The organism is Mesorhizobium marinum (assembly GCF_040813675.1).
Lineage (GTDB): Bacteria > Pseudomonadota > Alphaproteobacteria > Rhizobiales > Rhizobiaceae > Mesorhizobium_K > Mesorhizobium_K marinum.
On the sequence record NZ_JBFOCI010000004.1, the window covers coordinates 148525 to 173296 of the forward strand.

27 protein-coding genes are annotated in these 24772 nt (G+C 68.2%); 11 read left to right on the plus strand and 16 right to left on the minus strand.

The genetic code is table 11. The features are described from left to right. Positions 1 to 34: 34 nt before the first annotated feature. The 3 genes from ABUE31_RS14400 to rsmI all read right to left on the minus strand — a co-directional run bounded on the left by ABUE31_RS14400 (position 35) and on the right by rsmI (position 1661). The gene (locus ABUE31_RS14400) at positions 35 to 268 is read right to left on the minus strand and encodes a DUF3297 family protein (RefSeq protein ID WP_367724340.1); all 234 of its coding nucleotides are present in this window, start codon (positions 266 to 268) and stop codon (positions 35 to 37) included. Between the two features lie 108 nt (positions 269 to 376). Continuing rightward, entirely contained in the window at positions 377 to 784 is a 408-nt protein-coding gene (locus ABUE31_RS14405) for a YraN family protein (protein ID WP_367724341.1), read from the minus strand. Continuing rightward, on the minus strand, positions 777 to 1661 hold the full coding sequence (gene rsmI / locus ABUE31_RS14410) for a 16S rRNA (cytidine(1402)-2'-O)-methyltransferase (RefSeq protein ID WP_367724342.1): 885 nt from the start codon (positions 1659 to 1661) through the stop codon (positions 777 to 779). The genes ABUE31_RS14405 and rsmI overlap by 8 nt, the downstream gene beginning before the upstream one ends. Before the next feature lie 147 nt (positions 1662 to 1808). Here rsmI and ABUE31_RS14415 point away from each other — a divergent pair, with 147 nt between their 5' ends. Together ABUE31_RS14415 and ABUE31_RS14420 are read left to right on the plus strand one after the other, a co-directional pair. After that, the gene (locus ABUE31_RS14415) at positions 1809 to 3170 is read left to right on the plus strand and encodes an esterase-like activity of phytase family protein (RefSeq protein WP_367724343.1); all 1362 of its coding nucleotides are present in this window, start codon (positions 1809 to 1811) and stop codon (positions 3168 to 3170) included. Between the two features lie 130 nt (positions 3171 to 3300). Further along, entirely contained in the window at positions 3301 to 3498 is a 198-nt protein-coding gene (locus tag ABUE31_RS14420) for a hypothetical protein (protein ID WP_367724344.1), read from the plus strand. Between the two features lie 76 nt (positions 3499 to 3574). On the opposite strand, the gene ABUE31_RS14425 is transcribed toward ABUE31_RS14420, so the two are convergent. The 5 genes from ABUE31_RS14425 to rph all read right to left on the minus strand — a co-directional run bounded on the left by ABUE31_RS14425 (position 3575) and on the right by rph (position 7265). Beyond that, the gene (locus ABUE31_RS14425) at positions 3575 to 4012 is read right to left on the minus strand and encodes an EamA family transporter (RefSeq protein WP_367724345.1); all 438 of its coding nucleotides are present in this window, start codon (positions 4010 to 4012) and stop codon (positions 3575 to 3577) included. A 65-nt stretch (positions 4013 to 4077) separates the two neighbouring features. Further along, complete coding sequence (gene hemW / locus ABUE31_RS14430) at positions 4078 to 5235, minus strand: radical SAM family heme chaperone HemW (RefSeq protein WP_367724346.1); 1158 nt, start codon at positions 5233 to 5235, stop codon at positions 4078 to 4080. Between the two features lie 150 nt (positions 5236 to 5385). After that, the gene (gene rdgB, locus ABUE31_RS14435) at positions 5386 to 6033 is read right to left on the minus strand and encodes an RdgB/HAM1 family non-canonical purine NTP pyrophosphatase (RefSeq protein ID WP_367724347.1); all 648 of its coding nucleotides are present in this window, start codon (positions 6031 to 6033) and stop codon (positions 5386 to 5388) included. Continuing rightward, the gene (locus ABUE31_RS14440; protein ID WP_367724348.1) at positions 6034 to 6444 is read right to left on the minus strand and encodes a VOC family protein; all 411 of its coding nucleotides are present in this window, start codon (positions 6442 to 6444) and stop codon (positions 6034 to 6036) included. It lies immediately after the preceding gene. A gap of 104 nt (positions 6445 to 6548) precedes the next feature. Beyond that, complete coding sequence (gene rph / locus ABUE31_RS14445) at positions 6549 to 7265, minus strand: ribonuclease PH (RefSeq protein ID WP_367724349.1); 717 nt, start codon at positions 7263 to 7265, stop codon at positions 6549 to 6551. 165 nt (positions 7266 to 7430) lie between these two features. On the opposite strand from rph, the gene hrcA reads away from it, so the two are divergent. Further along, complete coding sequence (gene hrcA / locus ABUE31_RS14450; protein WP_367724350.1) at positions 7431 to 8501, plus strand: heat-inducible transcriptional repressor HrcA; 1071 nt, start codon at positions 7431 to 7433, stop codon at positions 8499 to 8501. A 34-nt stretch (positions 8502 to 8535) separates the two neighbouring features. Here hrcA and ABUE31_RS14455 read toward each other — a convergent pair whose 3' ends face one another. Continuing rightward, a complete protein-coding gene (locus ABUE31_RS14455; RefSeq protein ID WP_367724351.1) occupies positions 8536 to 9792 on the minus strand; it encodes an Hsp70 family protein in 1257 nt (418 codons plus the stop codon). Between the two features lie 215 nt (positions 9793 to 10007). Here ABUE31_RS14455 and ABUE31_RS14460 point away from each other — a divergent pair, with 215 nt between their 5' ends. Beyond that, positions 10008 to 10205, plus strand: a complete 198-nt coding sequence (locus tag ABUE31_RS14460) for a hypothetical protein (RefSeq protein ID WP_367724352.1) — start codon at positions 10008 to 10010, stop codon at positions 10203 to 10205. A 56-nt stretch (positions 10206 to 10261) separates the two neighbouring features. After that, positions 10262 to 11761, plus strand: a complete 1500-nt coding sequence (locus ABUE31_RS14465; RefSeq protein ID WP_367724353.1) for an alpha/beta hydrolase — start codon at positions 10262 to 10264, stop codon at positions 11759 to 11761. Here the strand turns inward: ABUE31_RS14465 and ABUE31_RS14470 are convergent. Both ABUE31_RS14470 and ABUE31_RS14475 read right to left on the minus strand, forming a co-directional pair. After that, entirely contained in the window at positions 11758 to 12366 is a 609-nt protein-coding gene (locus ABUE31_RS14470; RefSeq protein WP_367724354.1) for a YceI family protein, read from the minus strand. The two genes, ABUE31_RS14465 and ABUE31_RS14470, sit on opposite strands and share 4 nt — an antisense overlap. Beyond that, positions 12359 to 12964, minus strand: a complete 606-nt coding sequence (locus ABUE31_RS14475) for a cytochrome b (RefSeq protein WP_367724355.1) — start codon at positions 12962 to 12964, stop codon at positions 12359 to 12361. Before ABUE31_RS14475 ends, ABUE31_RS14470 begins: the two co-directional genes overlap by 8 nt. 161 nt (positions 12965 to 13125) lie before the next feature. On the opposite strand from ABUE31_RS14475, the gene ABUE31_RS14480 reads away from it, so the two are divergent. The 5 genes from ABUE31_RS14480 to ABUE31_RS14500 all read left to right on the plus strand — a co-directional run bounded on the left by ABUE31_RS14480 (position 13126) and on the right by ABUE31_RS14500 (position 18477). Then, complete coding sequence (locus ABUE31_RS14480) at positions 13126 to 13743, plus strand: LysE family translocator (RefSeq protein ID WP_367724356.1); 618 nt, start codon at positions 13126 to 13128, stop codon at positions 13741 to 13743. A 234-nt stretch (positions 13744 to 13977) separates the two neighbouring features. Next, positions 13978 to 14946 (plus strand): cysteine synthase A, encoded by a 969-nt coding sequence (gene cysK / locus ABUE31_RS14485; protein WP_367724357.1) that lies wholly within the window; start codon positions 13978 to 13980, stop codon positions 14944 to 14946. A 459-nt stretch (positions 14947 to 15405) separates the two neighbouring features. Next, the gene (locus tag ABUE31_RS14490; RefSeq protein ID WP_367724358.1) at positions 15406 to 16002 is read left to right on the plus strand and encodes a hypothetical protein; all 597 of its coding nucleotides are present in this window, start codon (positions 15406 to 15408) and stop codon (positions 16000 to 16002) included. A 72-nt stretch (positions 16003 to 16074) separates the two neighbouring features. Continuing rightward, on the plus strand, positions 16075 to 17247 hold the full coding sequence (locus ABUE31_RS14495) for a glycosyltransferase family 2 protein (protein WP_367724359.1): 1173 nt from the start codon (positions 16075 to 16077) through the stop codon (positions 17245 to 17247). Between the two features lie 315 nt (positions 17248 to 17562). Continuing rightward, positions 17563 to 18477: a hypothetical protein gene (locus ABUE31_RS14500; protein ID WP_367724360.1), complete on the plus strand. Its 915-nt coding sequence runs from the start codon at positions 17563 to 17565 to the stop codon at positions 18475 to 18477. Positions 18478 to 18603: 126 nt separating this feature from the next. Here ABUE31_RS14500 and ABUE31_RS14505 read toward each other — a convergent pair whose 3' ends face one another. The 3 genes from ABUE31_RS14505 to ABUE31_RS14515 all read right to left on the minus strand — a co-directional run bounded on the left by ABUE31_RS14505 (position 18604) and on the right by ABUE31_RS14515 (position 21888). Continuing rightward, complete coding sequence (locus ABUE31_RS14505) at positions 18604 to 20202, minus strand: DUF1254 domain-containing protein (RefSeq protein ID WP_367724361.1); 1599 nt, start codon at positions 20200 to 20202, stop codon at positions 18604 to 18606. Positions 20203 to 20421: 219 nt separating this feature from the next. Then, positions 20422 to 20970, minus strand: coding sequence for a thioredoxin family protein (locus ABUE31_RS14510; protein WP_367724362.1), 549 nt, complete (start codon positions 20968 to 20970; stop codon positions 20422 to 20424). A 66-nt stretch (positions 20971 to 21036) separates the two neighbouring features. Then, on the minus strand, positions 21037 to 21888 hold the full coding sequence (locus ABUE31_RS14515) for an SDR family oxidoreductase (RefSeq protein ID WP_367724363.1): 852 nt from the start codon (positions 21886 to 21888) through the stop codon (positions 21037 to 21039). Between the two features lie 96 nt (positions 21889 to 21984). On the opposite strand from ABUE31_RS14515, the gene ABUE31_RS14520 reads away from it, so the two are divergent. Next, positions 21985 to 22917 carry an AraC family transcriptional regulator gene (locus tag ABUE31_RS14520; protein ID WP_367724364.1) on the plus strand — a complete coding sequence of 311 codons (933 nt, stop codon included), beginning with the start codon at positions 21985 to 21987 and terminating at the stop codon, positions 22915 to 22917. 95 nt (positions 22918 to 23012) lie between these two features. Here the strand turns inward: ABUE31_RS14520 and rpe are convergent, their stop codons facing one another. Next, positions 23013 to 23693, minus strand: coding sequence for a ribulose-phosphate 3-epimerase (gene rpe, locus ABUE31_RS14525; protein ID WP_367724365.1), 681 nt, complete (start codon positions 23691 to 23693; stop codon positions 23013 to 23015). Between the two features lie 125 nt (positions 23694 to 23818). Next, positions 23819 to 24772 carry a hypothetical protein gene (locus ABUE31_RS14530; protein ID WP_367724367.1) on the minus strand — a complete coding sequence of 318 codons (954 nt, stop codon included), beginning with the start codon at positions 24770 to 24772 and terminating at the stop codon, positions 23819 to 23821.

Below are 24772 nucleotides of genomic sequence, written 5' to 3' on the forward strand. Positions count from 1 at the left end.
ATCCAGATCAAGGCCGGATGCGATGGCCGCTCCGTCACTCCGGCACGAACGCTTCCACCACGCCCTTGAGCTTGATCGTCATCGGCTGGCCGAAGCGGTCCTTGGAATTGCCGGCCTGCGCGCGGATCCAGCCTTCGCTCACGCAATATTCGCTGACGTCCGTGCGCTCCTTGCCGTTGAAGCGGATGCCGACGCCGCGCTCCAGGAGTTCCTCGTTGTAGAAGGGGCTTCTGGGGTCGTTGCTCAGCCGGTCGGGAAGGGTCGTCATCGTGGTCTCCTTGGCCACATCGCGTGCGGCGGGCTGCCGATAGCCGGCTGCGGGCAAGGTTTCAAGCTTTTCCGGCGTCAGCCGGCCGAGCCGGCGTCATCCGACGTCTCAACCTCGGCCGTGAAAGATGTTCTCGACATGCACCGGCCAGCGCCAGGGCAGCACGGCCACCATGTCGAAGCGCACCGACAGCTTGGCATGATCCTTCTGCCGCATCAGCCAGAGGTCCGCGGCGCCCTCGATGCGCCGTTCGGACTGGTGCGCGATGGCGTCCATCGCCTCCCTCAGCGTCCTGCGCGCCTTCACCTCGACGATCAGCACGAGGTCGCCGCGCCTTGCGATCAGGTCGATCTCGCCGAGTTTTGTCCTGTATCGCCTGGCGACGATGCGAAATCCCTTGAGCATCAGCGCCGCCGCCGCCAGCCATTCGCTCGAATGTCCGCGCCGGTAGGCCTTGCGGCGCAGCTTCAGCGCCGTGTCGGCATCCGGCCCGCGCCCTTCGCGCTTGTCAGCCATCGCGCAGGTCCAGCAGCCGGCGGTAGAGCGCCTGCTTGGGCTGGCCGGTCATCCTGGCGGCCTCCGCCGCCGCCTTCGACGCCGGCATCTCGGCGGCGAGCGACGTCAGCAGCCGGTCGACGTCCTCGACGCTGTCCGCCTTGCCTTCCGGCGGGCCGACGCAGACGACGATCTCGCCCTTCGGCGTGGCGGCCTCGGCATAGTGCGCGGCAAGGTTGGCCAGCGTGCCGGTGCGCATCTCCTCGAAGGTCTTGGTCAGCTCGCGCCCGATCGCCGCGCGCCTGTCGCCATAGACCTCGGCCATGGCGACGAGCGTCTCGGCCAGCCGCCGCGGCGATTCGAAGAAGACGAGCGTCGCGGGCGCGGCCTTCAGCTCTTCCAGCCGCGACCGCTTCTGGCCGTCCTTGACCGGCAGGAAGCCGGCGAACAGGAAGGCGTCCGATGGCAGGCCGGACGCCGTCAGCGCCGCCAGCACCGCCGACGGACCCGGCACCGGCACCACCCTGACGCCGGCTGCCTGCGCCTGCTCGACCAGCCTGAAGCCCGGATCGGACACCAGCGGCGTGCCGGCGTCCGACACCAGCGCCACGCTCTTGCCTTCCTCCAGCGCCGCGACCAGCCGCGGCCCGGCTTCCGCCGCGTTGTGCTCGTGGTAGGCGATCGGCCGCTGGCGGATGCCGTAGCGGTCGAGCAGCACGCGCGTCACCCTGGTGTCCTCGCAGGCGAGCACGTCCGCGCCGGCCAGCGTCTCCAGCGCGCGCAGCGTGATGTCGCCGAGGTTTCCGATCGGCGTCGCCACGAGATAGAGCGCCGCCTCCAGCGGCCGCGCCGCGATCTCGGCCTGTCCCACGACATAGGTTTTGCTCGAACTGTCCATGCCCGCATTAATCAGCCGGACCATCGCCCCGGCAAGTCTCTTTGCACGCGGCGGTGAACCTTCACCAAACCGTCACCGCCGCTTCAAGCCAGCGTCATGTGGCGCGCCTATCGGGGGCCGTCCAAACCCGAAGGAGACGACACCACCATGAGAAAGATCCTGCTGTCCGCGACTGCCGCCGGCGCCCTCTTCGCCGGCATGGCCCAGGCCGAGGAGAAGGAATTCCCCGCGACGCTCGAAAGCCACGCGATCCTGCCCGCCAACACCATCATCGCGGCGCCCGCCGACGCGCCCGCGCACCTGAAGACCTCGGGCAAGTTCACGACGCCCGACCGCCTGCGCGCGACCGGCCTCGGCTCCGTCCCCGGCAAGGACGGCGTGCGCGAAACCGGTCTTTCGCTGCCCTTCGACGGCCAGCCCGTACAGGGCTTCTCGGGCATCAAGACGATGGCCGACGGCACCTTCTGGTCGATGTCGGACAACGGCTTCGGCAGCAAGATGAACTCGTCGGACGCCATGCTGATGCTGCACCACGTCAAGTTCGACTGGGACAACGGCAAGGTCGAGCGCCTCGAGACGCTGTTCCTCAGCGACCCCGACCGCAAGGCCCCGTTCCCGATCGTCATGGAAGGCAGCGACGCGCGCTACCTGACCGGCGCCGACTTCGACGTCGAATCGATCCAGCCCGTCGCCGACGGCTTCTGGGTGGGCGAGGAGTTCGGCCCCTATCTCCTGAAGTTCGACCAGGCCGGCAAGCTCGTCGAGGTCATCGCCACGGCGGTTGACGGCAAGCCGGTGCTGTCGCCCGACAACCCGACGCTGGCGCTGCCTGGCAACCCGGCCGCCAAGATGCCGGCCTTCAACCTGAAGCGTTCCGGCGGCTACGAGGGCCTTGCCATGTCGAAGGACGGCAGCAAGCTCTACGGCATGCTCGAAGGCCCGCTCTACACGGCGGAAGGCAGCGTCGAGAAGGCCGACGACGGCCGCACCGTGCTGCGCGTCATCGAGTTCGACGTCGCCTCCAGGGCCTGGACCGGCCGCAACTGGCTCTACCCGCTCGCCGAGGGCGGCGAGGCGATCGGCGACTTCAACATGATCGACGAGACCACCGCGCTGGTCATCGAGCGCGACAACGGCGCCGGCGTCGCCGCCAAGGCCTGCGCCGACAAGGCGAACCCGGCGGCCGACTGCTTCGCCGTCCCGTCCACGGTCAAGCGCATCTACAAGATCGAGATGACCGACGAGAACGCCGGCAAGGCCGTCCGCAAGATCGGCTATGTCGACCTGCTGAACATCAAGGACCCCGACAACAGGAAGCGCCAGGGCGGCGGCGAGGGCTTCTACGACATGCCCTTCGTCACCATCGAGAACGTCGACCTGATCGACGGCGAACGCATCGTCGTCGGCAACGACAACAACCTGCCCTTCTCGGCCGGCCGCGCCCTCGACAAGACCGACGACAACGAATTCGTCGTGCTCAACGTCAAGGACCTGCTCGCCGCCAGGTAGACCGACGACCCGGCCCGGGCGCCCCCTTGCGCCCGGCCGGATTTCCTCCCCGTGCCGCCATCGCTTCGCCACAGTCCGGAACGAAACCTGCGCCTGCGGGTTAACGGGCATCACGTCTCGGGAGGACGCAATGGCCAGTCTGATCATCCAGGACACGTTCGAGCCCTACTACGCGGGTCGCGAGAAGGGCGGCGAGGCCGCGTCGAAGCCGCGCCCGTCGTCCGCCAGCCGGCAGAAGCGTTCCGACCAGGACGAGATCGTCCTGCCGGAGGAAGCGCCGCGCCACGTCGCCACCGTGCGGCGCGACCGCCGCATCGTCGCCCACTGACGCCGGAGCGCGGGCTTTGCCGAATCGTTTCGACGTGTGCATGGCCCGGATAGGAACGGCCGCGAAGGCCGCTCCCTCACATGCGCTGCGCCACCAGCACCGCGCCGACGGCGATCAGCGCGACGCCAAGCCAGTTGGCCGGGCCAAGCCGCTCGCCCAGGAAGACCGCGCCGAACACCGCGACCAGCACGACGCTTAGCTTGTCCACCGGCGCGACCTGCGCGGCGTTACCCAGCTTCAGCGCGCGGAAGTAGCAGAGCCACGAGGCGCCGGTCGCCAGCCCCGACAGGACGAGGAACGCATAGGTCCTGCCGGAGATCGAGCCGAGCGCCTGCGCCTGGCCGGTCGCCGCCACGATGGCGCCAAGCACCAGCAGGATCACCACGGTCCGGATCAGCGTGGCGAAATCGGAATTGACGTTCTCGAGGCCGACTTTCGCAAAGATCGCCGTCAGCGCCGCGAACACCGCCGACAGCACTGCCCAGAACTGCCACGAATCAAGCGCCGGAACCATGGATGTCTCCTTCGAAGGGAGGTCCAGTCTGCCGCCGGAAGGCGGCCGGGCGCAAGGCGTCGCGCCTAGCGCGCGAGGTCGGCCACCACGGCGTCGAGGATGATCATGCCCGCGGGCGTTGCCCGCAGCCTGGAGTTGCCGACCGGAACGACCAGCCCCTCGTCCTGCAGCAGCGACAGCCTGGCGGGCGAAAAGCTCTTGCCCGACAGTTGCTCGTAGCGCGCCAGGTCGATGCCTTCCGCCAGCCTCAGCCCCATCAGCAGGAATTCGTCGGCCTCCTCCGAGCGGGTCAACAGCTCGCCGCCGGTGACGCCGTGGCCGCGCGCCTCGACCAGGTTCGCCCAGGTTTCCGGCATCTTTTCGGCGACCGTCACCACGCGCCGGCCGTTCTCGACGAAGCGGCCGTGCGCGCCCGGCCCGACCCCGACATATTCGCCGTAGCGCCAGTAGGTCAGGTTGTGCCGGCTTTCGGCGCCGGGCCGCGCATGGTTGGAGATCTCGTAGGCAGGCAGCCCGCGCGCCGCCGTCACCTCCTGCGTCACCGCATAGAGGTCGGCCGCCGCCTCGCCGTCCGGGATCTGGAATTTTCCGGCCGCGTGCAGCGCGTGGAAGCGCGTGCCTTCCTCGATCGTCAGCTGGTAGAGCGACAGATGGTCGGCGGCATGGCCGATCGCCTGCTCCAGTTCCGCCGCCCAGGCCTCCGGCGTCTGGCCGGGGCGCGCATAGATCAGGTCGAAGGACAGGCGCGGGAAGGTCGCGCGCGCCAGTTCGATCGCGTTGAGCGCCTCCTCGACAGTGTGCAGACGGCCGAGGAACCGCAGGTCGGCGTCGTTCAGCGCCTGCACGCCGAGCGACACCCGGTTCACGCCGGCCGCGCGGTAGCCGAGAAAGCGTTCCGCTTCCACAGACGACGGGTTCGCCTCCAGCGTCACCTCGATGCCGGCAGGCGTCGTCCAGTTCCGGGCAACCGCGTCGAGCACGGCGCCCACCGTCTCCGGTTTCATCAGCGACGGCGTGCCGCCGCCGAGGAAGATGCTGGTCACCTCGCGCGGGCCGGTCCGCTCGCGCATCGTCGCCAGTTCCGTCTCGAAGGCGCGCGCGAACCGCTCCTGGTCGACCGGCTGGTGGCGGACATGGCTGTTGAAGTCGCAATAGGGGCACTTGGCCGCGCAGAACGGCCAATGCACATAGACGCCGAAGCCGGGCGAGCGGTCGAGGATCATCCCTTGGAACCCCTGGGGAACGTCGTCGCGCGCAACGCCACGGCACAACCCTCTGCGCCCAACCCGCAGCCCGGAAGCGGTCCCCCTCCCCCTTGTGGGGAGGTGTCAGGGGTGGGGGTAGCCCTTGCTCCAAACGCCGGCATCGGTCGCCTACGCCGATCCCAGTTTCGCCCGCGCGAACTTCTGGAAGGCCCGCGCACGGTGCGACAGCGCCTCGGCTTGTCCCGGCTTCCAGCCGTGCTTCTCCTCGGCGCTCATCTCGCCGAAGGTCCGCTCGTGGCCCTGCGGCAGGAAAACGGGATCGTAGCCGAAACCGGCATCGCCGCGCGGCGGCCAGACAAGCGTTCCCTCCGCCTCGCCACGGAAATATTCGGCTTCGCCGTCCGGCCAGGCAAGGCAGATGACCGCGACGAAGCGGCCGGTGCGCTCGGCCGGCGTCTTGGCGCCAGCCGCCTGCATCTCCTTTTCGGCCCGCGCCATGGCGATGCCGAAGTCGCGGGTGCCGTCCGGCTTTTCCGCCCAGTTGGCGGTGTAGACGCCGGGCTGTCCGCCGAGCGCGTCGATCACCAGCCCGGAATCGTCCGACAATGCCGGCAGCCCGGTCGCGCCGGCGGCCGCGAAGGCCTTGATGTAGGCGTTCTGCTCGAAGGTGGTGCCGGTCTCTTCTGGCTCGGGCAGGCCGTATTCCTTGGCCGATTTCGCCTCCAGGCCGAACGGCCCCATCAGGTCGGCGAACTCACGGAGCTTGCCGGCATTGTGGCTGGCGACGACGATCTTCCTGCCTTCCAGTGGCCGCATCTAATAACCCCAGATTTTCGGTTCGGCGAACTCGATCGAATTGCCGGACGGATCGCGGAAATAGATCGAGCGACCGCCGCTCGGCCATTCGAAGTCGGCCTCGACCGCGACGCCGCGCTGCGTCAGCGCGCGCTTCCATTGCTCGATCTCGCCGGCGCTTGCGGCGAAGCACAGATGCCCCTCGCCGGCGGTGCCGTGCTTGGGCACCGGCAGTCTTGCGTCAGGCGGCGGCTGGTGCCTGGTCGCGTCGGCGTTGAACAGCAGGAGCACGCCCTGCCCGCAGCGGAAGAAGACGTGCCGGCCGTCGACCCCGGCGATCCGCTCCAGCCCGATCACGTCGCGATAGAACGCCTCCGCCGCATCGAGGTCGGTCACGTAGAGCGCCGATTCGAGGATTGCGGAGGGTTTCATGGCCGGAAACCTCGCGACCGAACTGAAGGCTGATCTTCCCCCTTGAGGGGCAGATGGCCGGCAGGCCGGAGGGGTGTGTGGCAGCGCGCAGCCATGATGGCTTTCTAGGCGACCGCCATCTGCTGCAGGCTGACCAGCCGTGAAATGCCCTTCTTGGCGAGCCCCATCAGCGTGGCGAATTCTTCTTCCGAGAACGGCACCCCTTCGGCTGTGCCCTGGATCTCGACGATGCCGCCCTTGCCGGTCATGACGAAATTGGCATCCGTTCCGGCCGCCGAATCCTCGACATAGTCGAGGTCGAGCACTGCCTGTCCGTCATGGATGCCGCAGGAGATCGCCGCGACGTGGTCGCGCAGCACCTTCTGCACGCTCACCATCTGGCGCGCCTCCATCCAGCGCAGGCAGTCGTGGAGCGCCACCCAGCCGCCGGTGATCGAGGCGGTGCGGGTGCCGCCGTCGGCCTGGATCACGTCGCAGTCGACCGTGATCTGCTGCTCGCCGAGCGCGCCGAGATCGACGACGGCGCGCAGGGATCGCCCGATCAGCCGCTGGATCTCCAGCGTGCGGCCGCCCTGCTTGCCGGCCGAGGCCTCGCGCCGCATGCGCTCGCCGGTCGAGCGCGGCAGCATGCCGTATTCCGCCGTCACCCAGCCCTTGCCGGAATTCCTCATCCAGCCTGGCACCTTCTCCTCCAGGCTCGCCGTGCACAGGACATGCGTGTCGCCGAACTTCACCAGGCACGACCCCTCCGCATGCTTGGAGACGTTGCGCTCGAAGGAAATGGCGCGCATTTCGTCGAACTGGCGCTTGGATGGACGCATTGAGGCTCTTTCCGTGGGCTGAATTTCTGTCTTGCGCGGCTTTTACCCGCCGCCCGCCGGCAGCGCAAAGGAAAACCCGGGCTTTCCACCATGCCCGTGGGGCATGCTTACCAAGACTTTGCGTTCCTTCTCCGGCTGTCTATATCTGGGACCCGGAGGCGAACCATGACGAAGGCCTTGATCGACCCCGCCCTGCAATCGCTCGACATGCGCTCGCGCGACATCTTTCGGCGCATCGTCGAATCGTATCTCCGGGACGGCGAGCCGGTCGGCTCGCGCAACCTGTCGCGCATGCTGCCTTCCTCGCTCTCGCCGGCCACCGTGCGCAACGTGATGAGCGACCTCGAGCAGCTCGGCCTCATCTACGCGCCGCACGTCTCCGCCGGCCGCCTGCCGACGCAGCAGGGGCTGCGCTTCTTCGTCGACGCCTTCATGGAGCTCGGCGACCTCTCCGAGGAGGAACGCCGCGTCATCGAGGCCCAGGTCAAGGCGTCGGGCAGCGGCGCGACGCTGGAACAGATGCTGACCGAGGCCAGCCAGATGCTGTCGGGCATGTCGCGTGGCGCCGGCCTCGTCGTCACCGCCACCAACGAGGTGGCGCTGAAGCACATCGAGTTCATCCCGCTCGAGCCGACGCGCGCGCTGGTCGTGCTGGTTTCGCAGAACGGCGACGTCGAAAACCGCGTCGTCGACCTGCCGGCCGGCACCACCGCGTCGCAATTGCACGAGGCCTCGAACTTCCTCAACGCGCATATCCGCGGGCGGACGCTGGCCGAGGCGCGCACCGAGCTGTCGCGCATCCAGGAGGAGACGCGGACCGCGCTCGACGCGCTGTCTCAGGGGCTCGTCGAGAAGGGTCTCGCGGTCTGGGCAGGCAACGAGAGCGGCCTGCCGGCGCGGCTCATCGTGCGGGGACGCGCCAACCTGCTCGAGAACATCACAGCGCAGGCCGATCTCGAATTGCTGCGCCGCCTGTTCGAGGACCTCGAGACCCAGGACGGCCTCATCCAGCTGCTCGGGCTGGCCGAGCAGGGCTCGGGCGTGCGCATCTTCATCGGCTCGGAGAACAAGCTGTTCTCGCTGTCGGGCTCGTCGCTGGTCGTCGCGCCCTACCGCGACAAGGACGCCCGCGTCATCGGCGCGCTCGGCGTCATCGGCCCGACCCGGCTCAACTACGCGCGGATCGTGCCGATGGTCGACTATACCGCGCAGATCGTCTCGCGCATGCTGCGCTGAAGGTAGATAGGCGAGTCTGCCGCCGGCGCGCGCCTCAGCCGAACTTGCGCCTGGCGTCGAGCGCCAGCCCCAGCCCGACGCTGCCGAACACGTCGCCCTCGACCACCCGCGCCTGCGGCACGAGGCCGAGGATCGTGCGCCGCGCCAGCGGCGTCGAGGTCGATCCACCGGTCAGGAACACCGTGGCGATGTCGCCGCCCGCAAGCCCCGCGTCGCGCAGCGTCGCCGTCACCGTGTCCGCCACGCGCTCCGCCGTGCCGTGCACCGTCGCCTCGAAGCCCTCGCGCGACAGCTCGACGCCGAACTCCGCGCCGGGCACGGACACCGCGACGCGCGCGGAAGGCGCGGTCGTCAGCGCGATCCTGGCGCGTTCCACATGCCCGGCCAGCGCGTGCCCCCAGCGGTGTTCGACGATGGCGATCAGCCGGTCGACCAGGTCCGGCCTGGCCGCCTCGTAGCGCAACTGGCTGAGATCGGAGCTCGCCTTGGGCGTGTAAAGGAGGTTGATGCGCTGCCAGGTCGCGAGGTCGGCGAAATAGGCTGCCGGCAGGTTGCGCTTGCCGTCGCGCGTCTGCGAGAGGTAGCCGAGTTCGGGCATCACGCGGTCGAGGCTGAGCAGCCGGTCGAGGTCGGTTCCGCCGATATGCACGCCGCGGTTGGCCAGGATGTCGCCGCTGCGGTCGGCGGCATTGGCCCGCTCCGGCGAGACGCGCACCACCGAGAAGTCCGACGTGCCGCCGCCCATGTCGACGATCAGCGCCAGTTCCTCGCGCGCCACGCTCCGCTCGTAGTCGAGCGCCGCCGCGATCGGCTCGAACTGGAAGGCGATGTCGGCGAAACCCTGCGCCCGCGCCGCCTTTTCGAGCTGCGCCTGCGCCATCCGGTCGGCTTCGGCGTCGTCATCGACGAACTGCACCGGGCGCCCGAACACCACCGGGCCGGCCGGCATCCCCGTATGCGCTTCCATGCGCGCCTTCAACTGCGCCAGGAACATGCCGATGATGTCGGTGAAGGCCATCGACCGCGCCTTGATGCGCGTCTTCTCGTGCGCCAGCGAACTGCCGAGCACGCTCTTCAGCGCCCGCATCAGGCGGCCCTCGACGCCGTCGGTGTAGTCGGCGATGCCGCGGCGTCCGAAATGGGCGCGGCCGTCCTCGAAGTTGAAGAACACCGCGCTCGGCAGCGTCACCTGGTTTTCCTCGAGCGGCACCAGGCGCGGCTGCCCGTTCTCGATCACGCCGACCGTCGAGTTGGAAGTGCCAAAGTCTATGCCGCCGATTGCGGGTCGCATCGCGTGGTTCCGGGCCATGTCGTGAAGAGCTGTCCCGCAATGCGGGGAGGCTCCGGTACACAAGCCGGGCGCGAATGTCGACCCCGCACGGCGCCATGCGCGACGTCCGGCCGCCGCGATCGCCGCCCGGCAGCGGTTGCGCGCCCGCTTCCAGCGTGATGGCGAGCGGCATGCAACCCGTGTAGGATGCCCCCTGAAAACCGTTGGAGAACACCATGGCGCTCGAGCAGATCAAGGCACAGATCGGCCTTCTCCTGGAGGAAATGGTCAACCAGCCGGAGGACGAGCACGAGGTGCGCGAGCGCCTGCGCGAAATGTTCAACGAACTGCGCGCCATGGGCATGCCGCTGCCGGACGATCTCGTCGCCCTGGAAAAGCAGCTGGACGAGCGCTTTCCGGAAACGCCGCAATGAACAGGCGTCGCGCCGTGCGCCGCCGCCTTCCGGCATTCCCGTCCGCCTGAACGCGCATGGACGCGCGCCTCGACGACCTGTCGGTTCCCGTGCGGCGGCGGCTCTGGCGCTATCTGCTCTTCACCTCCTACGCGATCCTGCTGTTCGCCTCCGGCGCGCTCGTGGCGCTGGCCGGGGCCGCAATCTACTACGTCAACTCCAAGCCGGATCTCAGCGTCTGGCACACCGCCGACCTGGACGAGGAGTTCACCGCGTCGTCCGATGTCGCCACGCTTGCGGAGTATCGCGCGCTGGAGGACCGGCTGTTCGCCGAACTCAGGCGCGAGGTCTACGACAAGGTCGACAGGGACGAGCGTTCGCAGTTCAACCGCTACACCGCCGGCAGCCGCTCCGATCCCGACATCTGGAAGCCCAACTGGAACCGGACGTTCGAATACGCCACCCCGGGCGCCGCCTTCGGCGTGCTGCTGCTGCACGGCTATTCAGACAGTCCCTACAGTCTGCGCGGCTTCGGCGCCCTGCTGCGCGGCGCCGGGGCGCATGTGCTTGGCCTGCGCATTCCCGGCCACGGCACCGCGCCGAGCGCGCTGAAATACACCAGCGCCGAGGACATGACGGCGGCCGTGCGGCTCGCCATGCGGCACATGAAGTCGGTGATGGGCGACAAGCCCGTCCTCATCGTCGGCTACTCCAACGGCGCGGCGCTGGCGCTGAACTACGACCTCGAGGCGGTGGAGGACGCCAGCCTGCCGGTGCCGGCCGGCCTCGTCCTGATCTCGCCGGAGATCGCCGTCACCCGCGCCGCGGCCTATGCGAACTGGCAGGCGCGGGTGGGCGACCTGCTCGGCCTCGACAAGCTGGCATGGAGCTCGGTGCTGCCCGAGTTCGACCCGTTCAAGTACAACTCCTTCGCGGTCAACGCCGGCGAACAGGCCTGGCGGATGACGCAGAAGCTGCGCACCCGCCTCGACCAGCTCGCCGCCGACGGGCGGCTCGGCGAGGTAGCGCCGATCCTCGCCTTCCAGTCGGCCGTCGACGCGACCGTCGTCGCCAACGCCGTCGTCACCGGGCTGTTCGAGCGGCTGCCTGCAGGCCGGCACGAACTGGTCGTCTTCGACGTCAACCGCATCTACGAGGCACAGGGGCTGCTCGCCCGGCAGATCGACCTCGAGCACGTGCTGTCCGGCCCGCCCCGGGCCTATGCGGCCGGCGTCGTCACCAACCGCGACCCGACCACCTTCGACGTCGTGCTGGAAAGCCGCGCCGCCGGCGAGGAAGCCGCCAGCACGACCCCGCTCGGCCTCGCCTGGCCCGCCAACATCTATTCGCTCGCGCACATCGCGCTGCCCTTCGCGCCTGACGACCCGCTCTACGGCAACGACCGCCTGTCCGAAAATCCCGGTATCCGCCTCGGCACGCTTGCGCTGCACGGCGAGAACGGCACGCTCTCCATCCCGCCGACCATGATGACGCGACAGCGCTGGAATCCGTTCCATTCCTTCATGGTGGAGAAAGTCCGCCAGTTCGCAGCCGACCGCGTCGCGGCCGCCCACTAGTTGCGCGTGCCGTTCAGCGTCATGTCGAACTGGACGAGGTTGGAATAGATCGGCGTGCCGACGCCCATGCCATAGGGCGAGCGGTAGATCGCGCCCGTGACGTGGAAGGAAATGCCGCCGCCGCTCTGGCGGCCGACGGTCGCCAGGAACATGGCCGGGCGCGCATGCCCGCGCGCCGTCAGTATGCCGTCTATGCGGGCCGTCGAGGCCCCGGTTCGCGTCACCGCCGTCGAGCGGAAGGTGATCTCGGGATAGTCGGCCACGTCGAAGACCGCGTCCGACTGCAGGAAGTCCTCGACGCGCCGTTCGTTCGCCCGCACGCTTCCTGGATAGAGGGTGATCGCCACGCTCGACTTGCCGACATTGCCGCCGTCGATGCGGAAGCTGCCCTTGTAGCTGGCGAAGCTGCCCCTGATGCCGCCGCCGCCGACCTGATCGACGGCGAAGCGGATCGACGACGATCCATCGATGCTGTAGCTGCCGGCGGCCTGCGACAGCGCATCGGCCGCCATGGCGCCCGAAGCCTGGAACGCGGCGAGCGCTCCCGACAGCAACAGGGTTGCGAGGCCGACAGCGAGGGTTCTTCCAGGGCGGGGATCATGCATCGCGGCTGGTCCTTCGGCTCGGCTGCGGATCGCCCGGCTTGGCGGGTCGCGGCGACAGGCCGGGCAGCATGCGGGCGAGCACCGCGTCGCGCAGCAGCAGATGGTGTCGAAGCGCCGCCGCCGCGTGGCCGGCGACGAGCGCCAGCGCCGCATAGGCGAGCAGTTTGTGCGCCTGCCGCCAGAAAGCCTCGGCCGGAGCCGACGGCGTCAGCGGCAGGGGTGGAACGATCACCAGGTTGAAGGCGAAGCTCGGTATGCCGAGCGTCGAGGTCGAAGCGAGCGCCCAGCCGGCGGCCGGCACCATCAGCGTCAGCGCAAGCAGCGCGCCCTGCACCAGGGCCGCGGCCCGCCGCTCGACCGCGCCGAGCCCGGCGTCGGGCGCCGGCGCGCCGGCTGCGATGCGCCAGCCGAGCCTCAGCGATGCCAGTACCAGGATCAGGAAGCCGAACGACTTGTGCCACTGGATCAGTTCGAACTGCAGCGCCATGCTCTTCACGCGCTCCATCGACAGGCCAAGCGCCATCTGGCCGAGAAACAGCGCCGCGATCGTCCAGTGGAAGGCGATCGATACCGGGTCGTAGGCCGTGCCGCGCGACATCCGTGCGCCTCGCTCTTGTGCCCCCACCTGCAGCTAACGACGGTCGCTCGTCGCTTCTTCCGCGGCATCTCATCAGCGGCCCTGATGCATCGATTGACGGAATTCGTGTGAGCAGGCGGGCGCAACCTGCTAAGAGCCGCACCTCAGTCCTGGGATCACGCATGACGCTCGCCGGATTCATCGCCTACAGCGGCGCGCTTGCGCTGGCTGCCGCCATTCCCGGTCCCGGGCTGACGGCTCTGGTCGCGCGCGCGCTCGGCTCGGGCTTCCGATCCGCGCTGTACATGTCGCTCGGCCTCATCGTCGGCGACCTCGTCTACCTCACCGCCGTGATGCTCGGGCTCGCTATCGTGGCGCAGACCTTCGGCATGGTCTTCCTCGCCATCAAGTGGGCTGGCTGCGCCTATCTCGCCTGGCTGGCCTGGAGCTTCTGGAACAGCGGGATCACTGCCCAGGCGGTCGAGGCCAGGACGGCGAAAGGCGGGTTCGTCACCAGCTTCCTCGCCGGCCTCACCGTCACGCTCGGCAACCCGAAGACGATGATCTTCTACCTCGCCATCACCCCCACCATCGTCGATCTCCGAACGGTGACAATTGCCGAATACGGCATGCTGGCGCTGATCACCATCGTCGTGCTGCTGGTCGTGCTGGTGCCCTACCTTGCACTGGCCGCCAAGGCGCGCTGGTTGCTGCGGACGCCGCGCGCGCTCAAGGCGCTGAACCGCACCGCCGCGACCTTCATGGCCGGCGCCGCACTGGCCATTGCCGCTCGCCACTAGCGAATCTGCGCCAAATCATTCCTGGAAATGCCGCCTTCCCGGAACGAGAATCCCTAACCTGACGCTTTTCGATATGCGCCCCACTCGGATTTTCCGCCCCGCCGCTTTATGGTCGCGCGAGCATCTGCGGGCGGGGACATGTCTCGCGGCGGTGCGCAATGTCAGATCGAGAGCGCAACCCCGCAGCAAGCCCACCGTGGCGCCTCGGGCCGGCGCTCTGAAGAGGAGCCTTCGATGAGCAAGCCAGACGTTCCCGGCCGCGGACGCATCTACAACTCGATCACCGAGACGATCGGCGACACGCCGCTGGTCAGGCTCGACAAGTTCGCGAAGGAGAAGGGCATCGTCGCCGACCTCCTCGCCAAGCTCGAATTCTTCAACCCGATCGCCAGCGTCAAGGACCGCATCGGCGTCGCCATGATCGAGGCGCTCGAGGCCCAGGGCAGGATCGCGCCCGGCCGCAACACGCTGATCGAGCCGACCTCCGGCAACACCGGCATCGCGCTCGCCTTCGCGGCCGCGGCGAAAGGCTACAAGCTGATCCTCACCATGCCCGAGACGATGTCGCTCGAGCGCCGCAAGATGCTGATGCTGCTCGGCGCCGAACTGGTCCTGACCGAGGGGCCCAAAGGCATGAAGGGCGCGATCGCCAAGGCCGACGAACTGGCCGCCACCATCGAGGGCGCGGTCATCCCGCAGCAATTCGAGAATGCCGCCAATCCCGAAATCCATCGCAAGACGACGGCCGAGGAGATCTGGAACGACACCGACGGCAAGGTCGACATCCTGGTGTCGGGCATCGGCACCGGCGGCACGATCACCGGCGTCGGGCAGGTCATCAAGGCGCGCAAGCCGTCGCTGCAGGTCATCGCGGTCGAGCCCGAGGCATCGCCGGTGCTGTCGGGCGGCCAGCCCGGCCCGCACAAGATCCAGGGCATCGGTGCCGGCTTCGCGCCGAAGATCCTCGACACCTCGGTCTATGACGAGGTCGTTACCGTCTCCAACGACGACGCCGTCGCCAACGCCCGCCTGGTGGCGCGGCTGGAAGGCGTGCCGGTCGGCATCTCGTCGGGGGCCGCGCTGCAGGCCGCAACGGTGGTCGGCTCGCGTCCTGAAAACGCCGGCAAGACGATGGTCGTCGTCATCCCCTCCTTCGCCGAGCGCTATCTCTCGACCGTGCTGTTCGAGGGTCTGGGCAGCTAGGACCGCTACCGGCCGGCCGGAGGACCGAACGGGTCTTCCGGCGCGCGCCAGGCATCGGCAACGCCGGCAAGCGCGCGCTCGACCGCCACCGCCGGCGGCAGCCACTCCATGACGGGATGCCTGAACGGCCAGGGCGTTCCAATCCGCGCCGGCGAACCGCACTCGTCGAGGATTGCGTTCAGAAGGCCGGTGAAGCGGTCGCGGTCGCTGGTCAGCCGCGCCAGCGTTCTCTCCCTGATGGCCGCGTGCGGAATGCGCCGCCCCTTCAGCGCCGAGACCGCCTCGGCAACCGAGCGGGGATCGGCCGGAACCGTCAGGCAGAAGTCGTCGTCGAGATAGCCGTCGCGGCCGCCGCGGTTCGGCGTCGTGAACGGGAAGGCCGGCCAGCAGGTATTCGGTGCAGGCGAACATCGGCCCCTCCACCTCGGACAGGCATAGACCGACGGCCGCGGTGTTGAGATGCCGGTTCACCGCGACCGCGTCCATGCGGACGGGACGCCCATCGTCGCCGAATCCATTGAGAAAGGCATGGCCCGGCGCCAGCCTGGCATGGCGCTCGATCAGCGCCCTTTCGCTCTGCGTCGTCGCCTTGTCGCGATAAAAGAGAAATGCGCAGCGCTCGACGCCAAGCGAAAGTTCGTGGCGCTTCCACGGCGCGAGTTGCGCGTTGTAGATGGCGTCGAATGCGACAGCCGCTCCCTCGAGCGGCCGAAACACCTGCTCCGAAACGGCAGAGGTCTTGTTGTGCAGGACGGCGGCCTCGCCGGCTTCGTGCAGCAGGTCGACCTCGGCCTGCGTATTGCCCATGAACAAGAGGCGATGCGAGGGGTTTCGCAAACGGTGGAATATGGCATAGGTGCGTATGTGCTTGGCATGGGCCCGATCTTCGATCGACCAGGTCGGCGAAACGAGGAACCAGGCACGATGACCGCGCTGAAGACGAGGCAGGTGGCTCGCCAGGCCGAGCGGCGTGCCGGACATGCCGGAATACGATATGAGCGGGTCGCCGCAGATCACGCTCGCCTGCACCACCGGCTGCAACCTTGGCGACAATGATCCTTTCCGCAACGCCTTGGCGTGGCGTAGCGCCGCCCTGGCGATCTCCCAGCCAGAAGGAGACCGGTAGCCATGCTTGACGATCAGCATGCGTCCGGCCTCACGGTGATCGGCACTGTCGAACCGGCGCCAAGGCCGGCGAACGGTTCCTTGCGCGACGCTCGGGCGCCCATGGACGGCGCGGACATCCTTCCGGCCAATTCCGGCTCCCACCTGCATCTGCCCCTGGTTTCGGTCACCATTCCCTGCTTCAACCAGGAGGCCTTCATCGAGGCCGCCATCCGGTCGGTGGCGGCGCAAAGCTACGGCGCGTTTGAATGTGTCGTCGTCGACGACATGTCAACGGATGATTCGCGCAGCCGCATCCAGGCATGCCTGGACGAGATGGGCGACAGCCGATTCCGTTTGCTGACACAGTCGGTGAACCGCGGGCAGATGGCGACGATGATGGCCGGCCTCGACGCGACCGATGCGCCGCTGGCGGCTTTCCTCGACGGCGACGACGTCTGGCACCCTCGCTTCCTGGAATGCCACGTGAGGACCCACCTCTCGACCGTGGGCACCGCAGCCATGTCGAGTTCCGACCAACTTCTGATGGACAGTTCCGGCGTCATGCTTGCCGGCGGCTATCCCAGCTTCCGGCTTGGCGACCCGCGAAGGAGCGCGCGGGCAACCGGCAAGTACAAGGAGGTCGAGCATGGCGCAGCAAAGCTCGTCTTCGTCGACCGGGAGGTGTCCGGCTGGCTGTGGTCGTCGACGTCGGGCATGATGTTCCGACGCGACGTGCTTTCGATCATCCGTGTCCCGGACCCGGATCGCATCCGGATGTGCGCCGACGAATACCTGGCCTTCGCCGCGCATATGCTGGGCGGTTCGGTGCGCATCGAACAGGTGCTCGGCAGCTACCGGCTGCACCCGAAGAACGGGTGGGCGGACGGACGGATCATCGGCTCGAACGCCCCCCTGGGGGCCACGCGGCCTGACACGGGCAAGGCGATACGAGAGGCGCTGGCCGACCGCTGGTGCGCCATCGCGCCGGGTCTGGAGCACATGGTGCCCCGCGTCGCCATGCGCAGGTCGCTGGTCGCGTTCATCGGCTGGCAGGCCGCATTCGACCTCTCGGACCGCAACCCGCAGGCCGCGTTCCTGCTGCATGACTGGGCGACGCCGGCCCGGCGGCTATGGCTTCGGCTGGTCCGGCTGCTTCCGTCCCGCCTGCGGCCGAAGCATTTTCGCTCGCGCTAGACCATTGCCCCGGGGGAAGGGCCGCGCACCTGGGACCGACGTCGCCCCGACGCGATCGTTCGAATTTTAACGTCCTCTGGAACATCCGCTAAACCTCCGTCTGCCATGGTTTGTCCAGCCCGCGTCGGCAGCCGTCCGGCGAACCGGCGCGGCGCGTCTTGAACCCAACCACATGCTGATGATGTCAGCCCGTCGCCAAAATTGAACGCTTGCTGAGACTGTATTCGTCGACCGGACCGCATTCGGCCGCATTGCACGGCTCGGTTGTGATTCGTGGGGGCTTTGTTTTGCACTTGATCATGAGGAACGCTTCAGATGCATAAAACGAGAACCGCCATGCTTGCCGCGCTGTGCGGCATCGCCCTCGCAGCCTTGCCGTTGACCTTGACCCTGGACGGAATCGGCTCCGATCAGGCGTTTGCCGGCAACGGAAACGGTGGGGGCAATGGAAACGGCGGCGGCAACGGTGGCGGCGGCGGAAACGGCGGGGGTAACGGAAACGGCGGCGGCAATGGTGGCGGCGGCAAGAGCAGCGGCAACAGCGCCTCCGGCAAGAGCAGCGCGTCGAACGGCAAGTCGGCCTCCGCCACGCAGAAGAGCAAGTCCAGCCAGGGCGCGCTGAAGTCTGCCGCCAAGCAGCAGAAGGTCGCGGCGGTCGCCAAGGAGAAGAACCTGAACGCCCAGCTCGGTTCGCTGAACTCGCTGAAGCGCAACATCAACGCCTACATCAACGCCAAGAGCCCCAAATTCGCGGCGGTGCAGGCCTTCGTGGTGGCCTCCGCCAACTACGAGATCGCGGTGGCGGAAGCCCAGGCGGCCGAAGCCAGGGCGGTCGCCGCGCAACAGGAACTCGACGCGATGAACACGGAACTCGGCGACCTGAACGCCATGACCCAGGAGGAGATCGACGCCCTCTCGGCCGAGGACCAGGTCGCGCGCGATGCGCGCATCGCCGAACTGACGACCGCGATTCCGCAGAAGGAAGCCGAGGTCACCGCTGCCCAGCAGGAGGCGACCGAGGCGCAGCAGGCTGCCGAGACCGCCGCGGCCGGCACCGACGACGCCTCGCTTCAGGCGGCGCTGGAAAGCATGTCCAACAAGACCGTCAACGACGACGTGATGGCGTGGGCAAAGGAAGTCCTGGGCGTCGGCGAGGAGAACATCGGCAAGATCGATCAGATGCGCGGCATCATCGAGGCCGAAAACGCCGCGGCCACCACGCAGGAGTAGGCGCATTACCCACGGCTGCCCGCCTGCGGGTGATGCCGCCAGCCATGTCGGGACGCGGGAAACCGCGTCCCGATTTCTGCCTTCCACGGACCCTCACGGCCGGTCCGCGCAGGCTCAGGTCCGCGCTCAGTTCACCAGTTCGATCTCGCTTGGCCGCCAGCTCTTGTCGAAGAAGGGCTGGAGCGGGCTGTAGAGGCGCAGGATCGTGAACCATCCCTTGTTCGGGTCGGTCTGGATCCAGTTGCCGCGCGCCACGCTGTCCGGCTGCGCGGGCGCGAACCAGATCGTCGTCGAGCCGTCGGCCGCCGCCTCCGCCGCCGGCGACGGGAAGCTCTGGCTGCCGGCGCGCGGGTAGCGCTGCGGCGTGTCCAGCATCGAGCGGGTCATGTTGTCGTAGACGGTGAACGACCAGAAGTTCGCCTCCGGAATGCCCTTCGGCAGCGTCACCTTGTAGGTCTTGGCGCCGTCGAAATGGTTCTTGGCGGCGTCCGCCACGGCGAGCAGATATTGCGAGCCGATGCCGGTCAGCCGCATCGCCATGCCGGGGGTGATGCCGGTCACGCCGTAGAAGAAGTTGGTGCGCGCGTCCATCGTCCGGTAGCCGGTCGGCGGATAGGGCTTCACGCCCTCGGCGGTGATCTCCGGGATCGGCGTCTCGAACTCGTAGCCGGTCTGGAACAGGAAGTTGAACCAGGACGAATCCGGGTAGTAGTACCAGGCCGGATCGCGCGGACTGGTGAACAGCGCGCGCGAGGTGGCGTTGGCCAGCGCCAGCGCGTCGGTCATGATCGCCTTCATTCGATCGTCCGGCGCGAACGGCTTGCCCTTGACGATGCCGATCGCCGCCACCGGTCCCATCAGTTCGGGGTCGAGCGCGGTCGCCGGCTCGCTCTGCACGATCTCGTTCAGCGCTTCGTAGAACGTCCAGTCGTTGGGCGGGACGGTGTTCATCACCTTGCCCGTGCCTTCGTGGAACACCGTGGCCGGCGGCGGTTCGATGCGGCCGAGCTTGGCCTTGCCGGCCAGGAAGTCGGCGATCGGGGTGCCGACGCCGCCGGGCTCGTAGGCATAGACCTTGGTGGCGCCCTTGATCGTTTCCACCACCGGCTTGGGGTCGCTGCCGTTCTCCAGGAACGACCGGCCGAACCACAGGATGGTGTTGGTCCGCGCCCTGGCGACGTAGAAGCCGCCCGCCGGCAGCGGCCCGTCATAGTCGGGCCCCACGATCAGGTACTTGCCGCCCTCGCCGCGGTCGGGGCCGGGCGCGCCGACGTCGATCACCCAGCGGAACCAGGCGTCCTGCACCGCGCCGAGGAACTTCGGCGGGGTCTCCAGCACCACCGGCCCCTTGGAGACGTCGAGATAACCCATGACATAGATGGTGTCGGCGTTGGCCGTCAGGAACAGCGACTTGGCGTCCATCAGGTCGGAGAAGACGAGCACCTCGTTCTCCTTCATGCCGATGTCCTGCATGCCCTTCTTCAGCGAGTGGATGCTGACGCCGCGCAGGTTGTCCATGAAGGCGCGGTAGGCATAGGTGAAGTCGAGGTTGTCGTAGAGCTTCGCCGCGCTGTCGGCGCTGGGAACCCCGTCCTTGAACTCGAGCGTTCCGACGCGTGTGTCCACCTTGTCGGGCGTCACGAGGGATTCGGGGATCGGCGCCTGGGCCGAAGCCGTCTGCGCGACAAGCAGCATAGAACCTAGGAACGCCGTAAGCCGGATCATCTCGAGTCTCCCTGATGGTTTGCCTGGGTGGCCGCCCACCATGCGCGGGCGGCAAGGACGTGGTGCAGCAAAAGGTCGGGCCGCGACAACGTCCGGCCCGGCCGGGCAGGACCGCAAGGCGGCCCATCCGATCAAGAGCGGATGCCCTTGCGTCACCCTAGTGCCGATGCATGACAATGTCATCACCGCCGGCGGCGGGCCCTTGCGCGGCGCGGCTTCTCACTTCCACTTGATGGAACAGCCGATCGACGCCACCTGCTCGCGCGGCCCCTCGCCGGTGCGCGCCACCAGCGTCATCGCCTCGTAGAGGTCGCGGCGCAGGCCAGGCTGGTCGGCCTCCTTGCGCGAGGCGTCCAGCCGCCCGCGATACTGCAGTTCCAGCCTGCCGTTGAAGCCGAAGAAGTCCGGCGTGCAGGCGGCGCCATAGGCGCGCGCCACCGACTGGTCCTCGTCGTGGAGATAGGGGAAGGAAAAGCGGTGCGCTGCGGCGAACTCCTGCATGCGCGGAAAGGAATCTTCCGGGTGGCTGCCGGCGTCGTTCGAATTGATCGCCACGAAGCCGACGCCGTGCGCCTTGAGATCCTCTGCGTCCCGCACGATCCGCTTCACCACGGCCTTCACATAGGGGCAGTGGTTGCAGATGAAGGCGACGACCAGGCCGTTGGGTCCGGCATGGTCGAAGATGCGGTGCGCCTCGCCGTCGACGCCGGGCAGCGTCGCGTCCACGGCCTTCCATCCGAAATCGCAGACCGGCGGCACCGTGCCCATCGGCTTTCTCCCGCCGGCCCATCCGGCGGGGGCACCTTACAGCCGGCCCGCCGCTCCCGCCACCAGCTATCGGGCGCCGGTCGCGTTGCGCCAGGCGTCCTGTCCGGTCAGGCGGCTCATGGCCGCGAGATAGTCGTCTTCCGACGTCGTCCAGCGCAGCCGCGCATATTCCTCCACGTCGGGTCCCACTGGATAGCGCAGGCGCCGCGAGGCGTCGTTCGCCGCGCGCCAGATCGTGTCGGCGACGGCGCTCTCCTCGGTCGACGCGAAGGGATAGTCCAGCATCGCCGTCAGCGCGTGGTCGAAATAGGCCCTGTAGCCGTCCGGCACGGGGGCCTCCTGCGAGGCGGCCATGCCGCTTGCGGTGAAGGCGGTGTCGCGCATGGCGCCCGGCTCGACCAGCTTGATCCTCACGTTTTGCGATTCCAGTTCGTAGGAAAGCGATTCCGACAGGCCCTCCAGCGCGTGCTTGGAGGCGACGTAGAGCGACAGCAGCGGCACCGCGGCATAGCCCACGCCCGAGCTCACATTGACGATGGTTCCGCCGCCCCGTGTGCGCAGGGCCGGCAGTGCGGCGCGGATCACGTTCATCGCGCCGAACAGGTTGGTCTCGAAAATCCGCCTCGCCGCGTGTTCCGGCGTCGCCTCGAAGATCGACAGCATGGTGACGCCGGCATTGTTGACGACGGTGTCGATCCCGCCGAAGCGGTCCGTGCCCGCCTCGATGGCGGATCGGATGCTGTCGGGGTCGGCGACGTCGAGCGCCGTCACGGCGACCCTGTCGGGAAATTCGTCCGCGAGCGTGGTCTCGGGCCGGCGCATCGTCGCGACGACGTTCCAGCCGCGCGCCGCGAAATGGCGCGCCGCCAGCCTGCCGAGGCCGGTCGAGCAGCCGGTGATGAGGACGGTCTTGGTCATGGCATTTCTCCATTCGTTGTCCGGCGGTTCCCTAGACCCTTGCACTCGCCCTTTCCATAATGAATACTCCCGCTTTCTTTATGCTTCGTCCCGATCATGGATGCCCTGACCGACATCATCGGCCTGCTTCGGCCACAAACCGTCCTCACCGGCAGCATGTCCGCGTCGGGCCGCTGGGGCGTCCGCGTCCCGCCGCAGCCCGGCCCGACCTTTTATTTCGTGATGGAGGGATGTTGCTGGTGCGGCATCGGCGACGACCGGCCGTTCGAATTGCGGCGCGGCGACTGCGTGCTCTCGGCAAGGCCGGAACGGGACACGTTCCGCAGCGACCCGGACGTGCCCGTCGTGCTGTCCGACGACGCCTTCAAGGAGCGCCACAGGGTCGATGGCGAGTTTCGCATCGGCGACGCGACCGCGCCGCCGGCCTGCAGGATCGTCGGCGGACTGATCGTCTGCGATCCCGCCAACGCGGACCTGCTTGTTGGGCTGCTTCCGCGCCTCATCCAGGTCCGCGGCGAGGACGATGTCGGCGAACGTCTTCGCTGGCTCGTCTGCACGATCGGCGAGGAAACAGGCGCCGCGCGCGCCGGTCGCGAGGCCGTTTTGTCCCGCCTGATCGAGATCCTTCTGATCGAGCTGCTGCGGCGCGAGGCGGCCTCGCTGTCGCCGCATGTCGGCGTGCTCGCCGGTCTCGCCGATCCGCGCCTGGCGAAGGCGCTGGCGCTCATCCATGGCGATGTCGGCCGGGGTTGGACGGTCGCGGAGCTCGCCGGTCGCGCCGGCATGTCCCGGTCGGTCTTCGCGCGGCGCTTTGCCGAGGCCGTCGGCGTCGCGCCGGTCGAATATCTGCTCGACTGGCGCATGGCGCTCGCCAAGGACGCCCTGCTTCGCGGCGACGGCTCGATGGAGGAGATCGCCGAGGCCGTCGGCTACCGCTCCGCCAGCGCCTTCAGCACCGCCTTCGCCGCCCGGGTCGGCGGTCCGCCAAGCCGCTATGCCGGCGCCGTCCGCGCCGGCGCGGCGCGCTAGAGCCGTTCAGGGTTTCGTTGCAGCGCCTGTCCGCCGTCCTCGGGCTTGTGCCGAGGATACGCTGAGATGCGAAAAGGCTCCGGCTTCCGTGCGGTTCAGGTTCGGCGCGCGGCGTCGGCGGCCGACCGGATCGCCTCGATGTTGTCGCGGTAGGCGTCCTCGCCGCCGCCCCTGAAGATCGCCGCGCCGGCGATCAGCACGTCGGCGCCGGCCGCCGCCACCAGCGGCGCCGTCTCGGGCGACACGCCGCCGTCGATCTCGATGCGGATCGGCCGTTCCCCGATCATCGCCTTCACGCGCTTCACCTTGTCGACCATCGCCGGGATGAACGCCTGTCCGCCGAAGCCGGGATTGACCGTCATCAGCAGCACCAGGTCGAGCCGGTCGAGCACGTATTCGATGACGTTTTCGGGCGTCGAGGGGTTGAGCGAGACGCCGGCCTGCTTGCCGAGCGCCTTGATGGCCTGAAGCGAGCGGTCGAGATGCGGGCCGGCCTCGGCATGCACGGTGATGCTGTCGCAGCCGGCGTCGGCGAAGGCGGCCAGGTAGGCATCGACCGGCGCGATCATCAGGTGGCAGTCGAACAGCTTCTTCGTGCGGTTGCGGATCGCCTTGATGACCGGCGGGCCGAAGGTGATGTTGGGCACGAAATGGCCATCCATCACGTCGAGATGAATCCAGTCGGCGCCGGCCCTGTCGATCGCCTCGACCTCGTCGCCGAGCCTCGAGAAATCCGCCGACAGCACGGAAGGCGCGATCAGGGTCTTTGTGGTCATATGAAAGTCCGCTCCGCTTGACGATAGGACGCGGGCCGGGCGGCGCCGGCCCATCCCCCCGCTTATCGCACTTTGCCGGCGGAGGCGACAGGGGAACGGCGCGGCGGCCGGCCGCACGGCGCGGCCTACGTTTCTGCCTGGCCGGCCAGGCTGTCGGGGTCGACGCCCATCTGCGCCAGCGCCAGCCGGACCGGGAATACCCAGACCTCGTTCGTCGCCTGGATGCCGCCGAACAGCAGGCCGACCGCCGTCAGGCCGCGCTGCGATGCGCAGAAGACCACCGCGCCCGAATGGCCGGGGCGGCAACGGCCGAACGTCACGTCGAATGCATGGAAACCGGCGTAGCGCAGCAGGTGCCCGTCGATCCGGATCGGCGTCGCCGCCGGGATCGACGCGCGCCAGCGAAGCACATGCACGAAGTCTTCGGCAACGTAGTAGAATTTTCGCGGGTCGTTGTTGGCGACCTCGCCGCAGCTGTCGAGCGCCAGTTCGGTGCCGTGGAACCGCTTCGGCGTCACGCTGTTGGCCGGCACCCTCACCAGCGCGGCGTCGCTCATGACAAGCGGCGCTGTCAGGTCGTCCATCCTCTGCACCACGCCATGGACGGTCCTGCCGCTCCTCGCGCGCACCCTGATCCTGCCCGGCGGCGCGCCCGGGTCGGTCGCGACATGGGCGTTGGTCAGGAAGAAGTCGGACGCGCCCTGCCTGAATACCAGCCCGACCGTCCCCGTCTCGCCGTCGCCGGCAATGACGAGGTCGCCGCCGCGCATCTCGAAACCGGCCGGCTCGCGCCAGCCGATCGCGCAGACGTCGGTCGCTGCCTGCCGTCCGCGCACGCCGCTCTCGTAGGACAGTTCGAGATGTTTCGGGACGGGCTCGGCTTTGACGTCCTTGCCCTTGCGCTTCACGTAGAAGGTGACGCAGGTTTCAGGCAGCCGCTTGCCGCGGCGGTACTTCTTTGAAACACCGATGTGGTGCGCCCCGTGGCGCTCACGCAGCTCGTCGTTGCGCTCGCGCACGGTGCGCTCCACCGTCGCATAGTCGGGATGCCTGATCAACTTGGAAGGCGGCGCGACCAC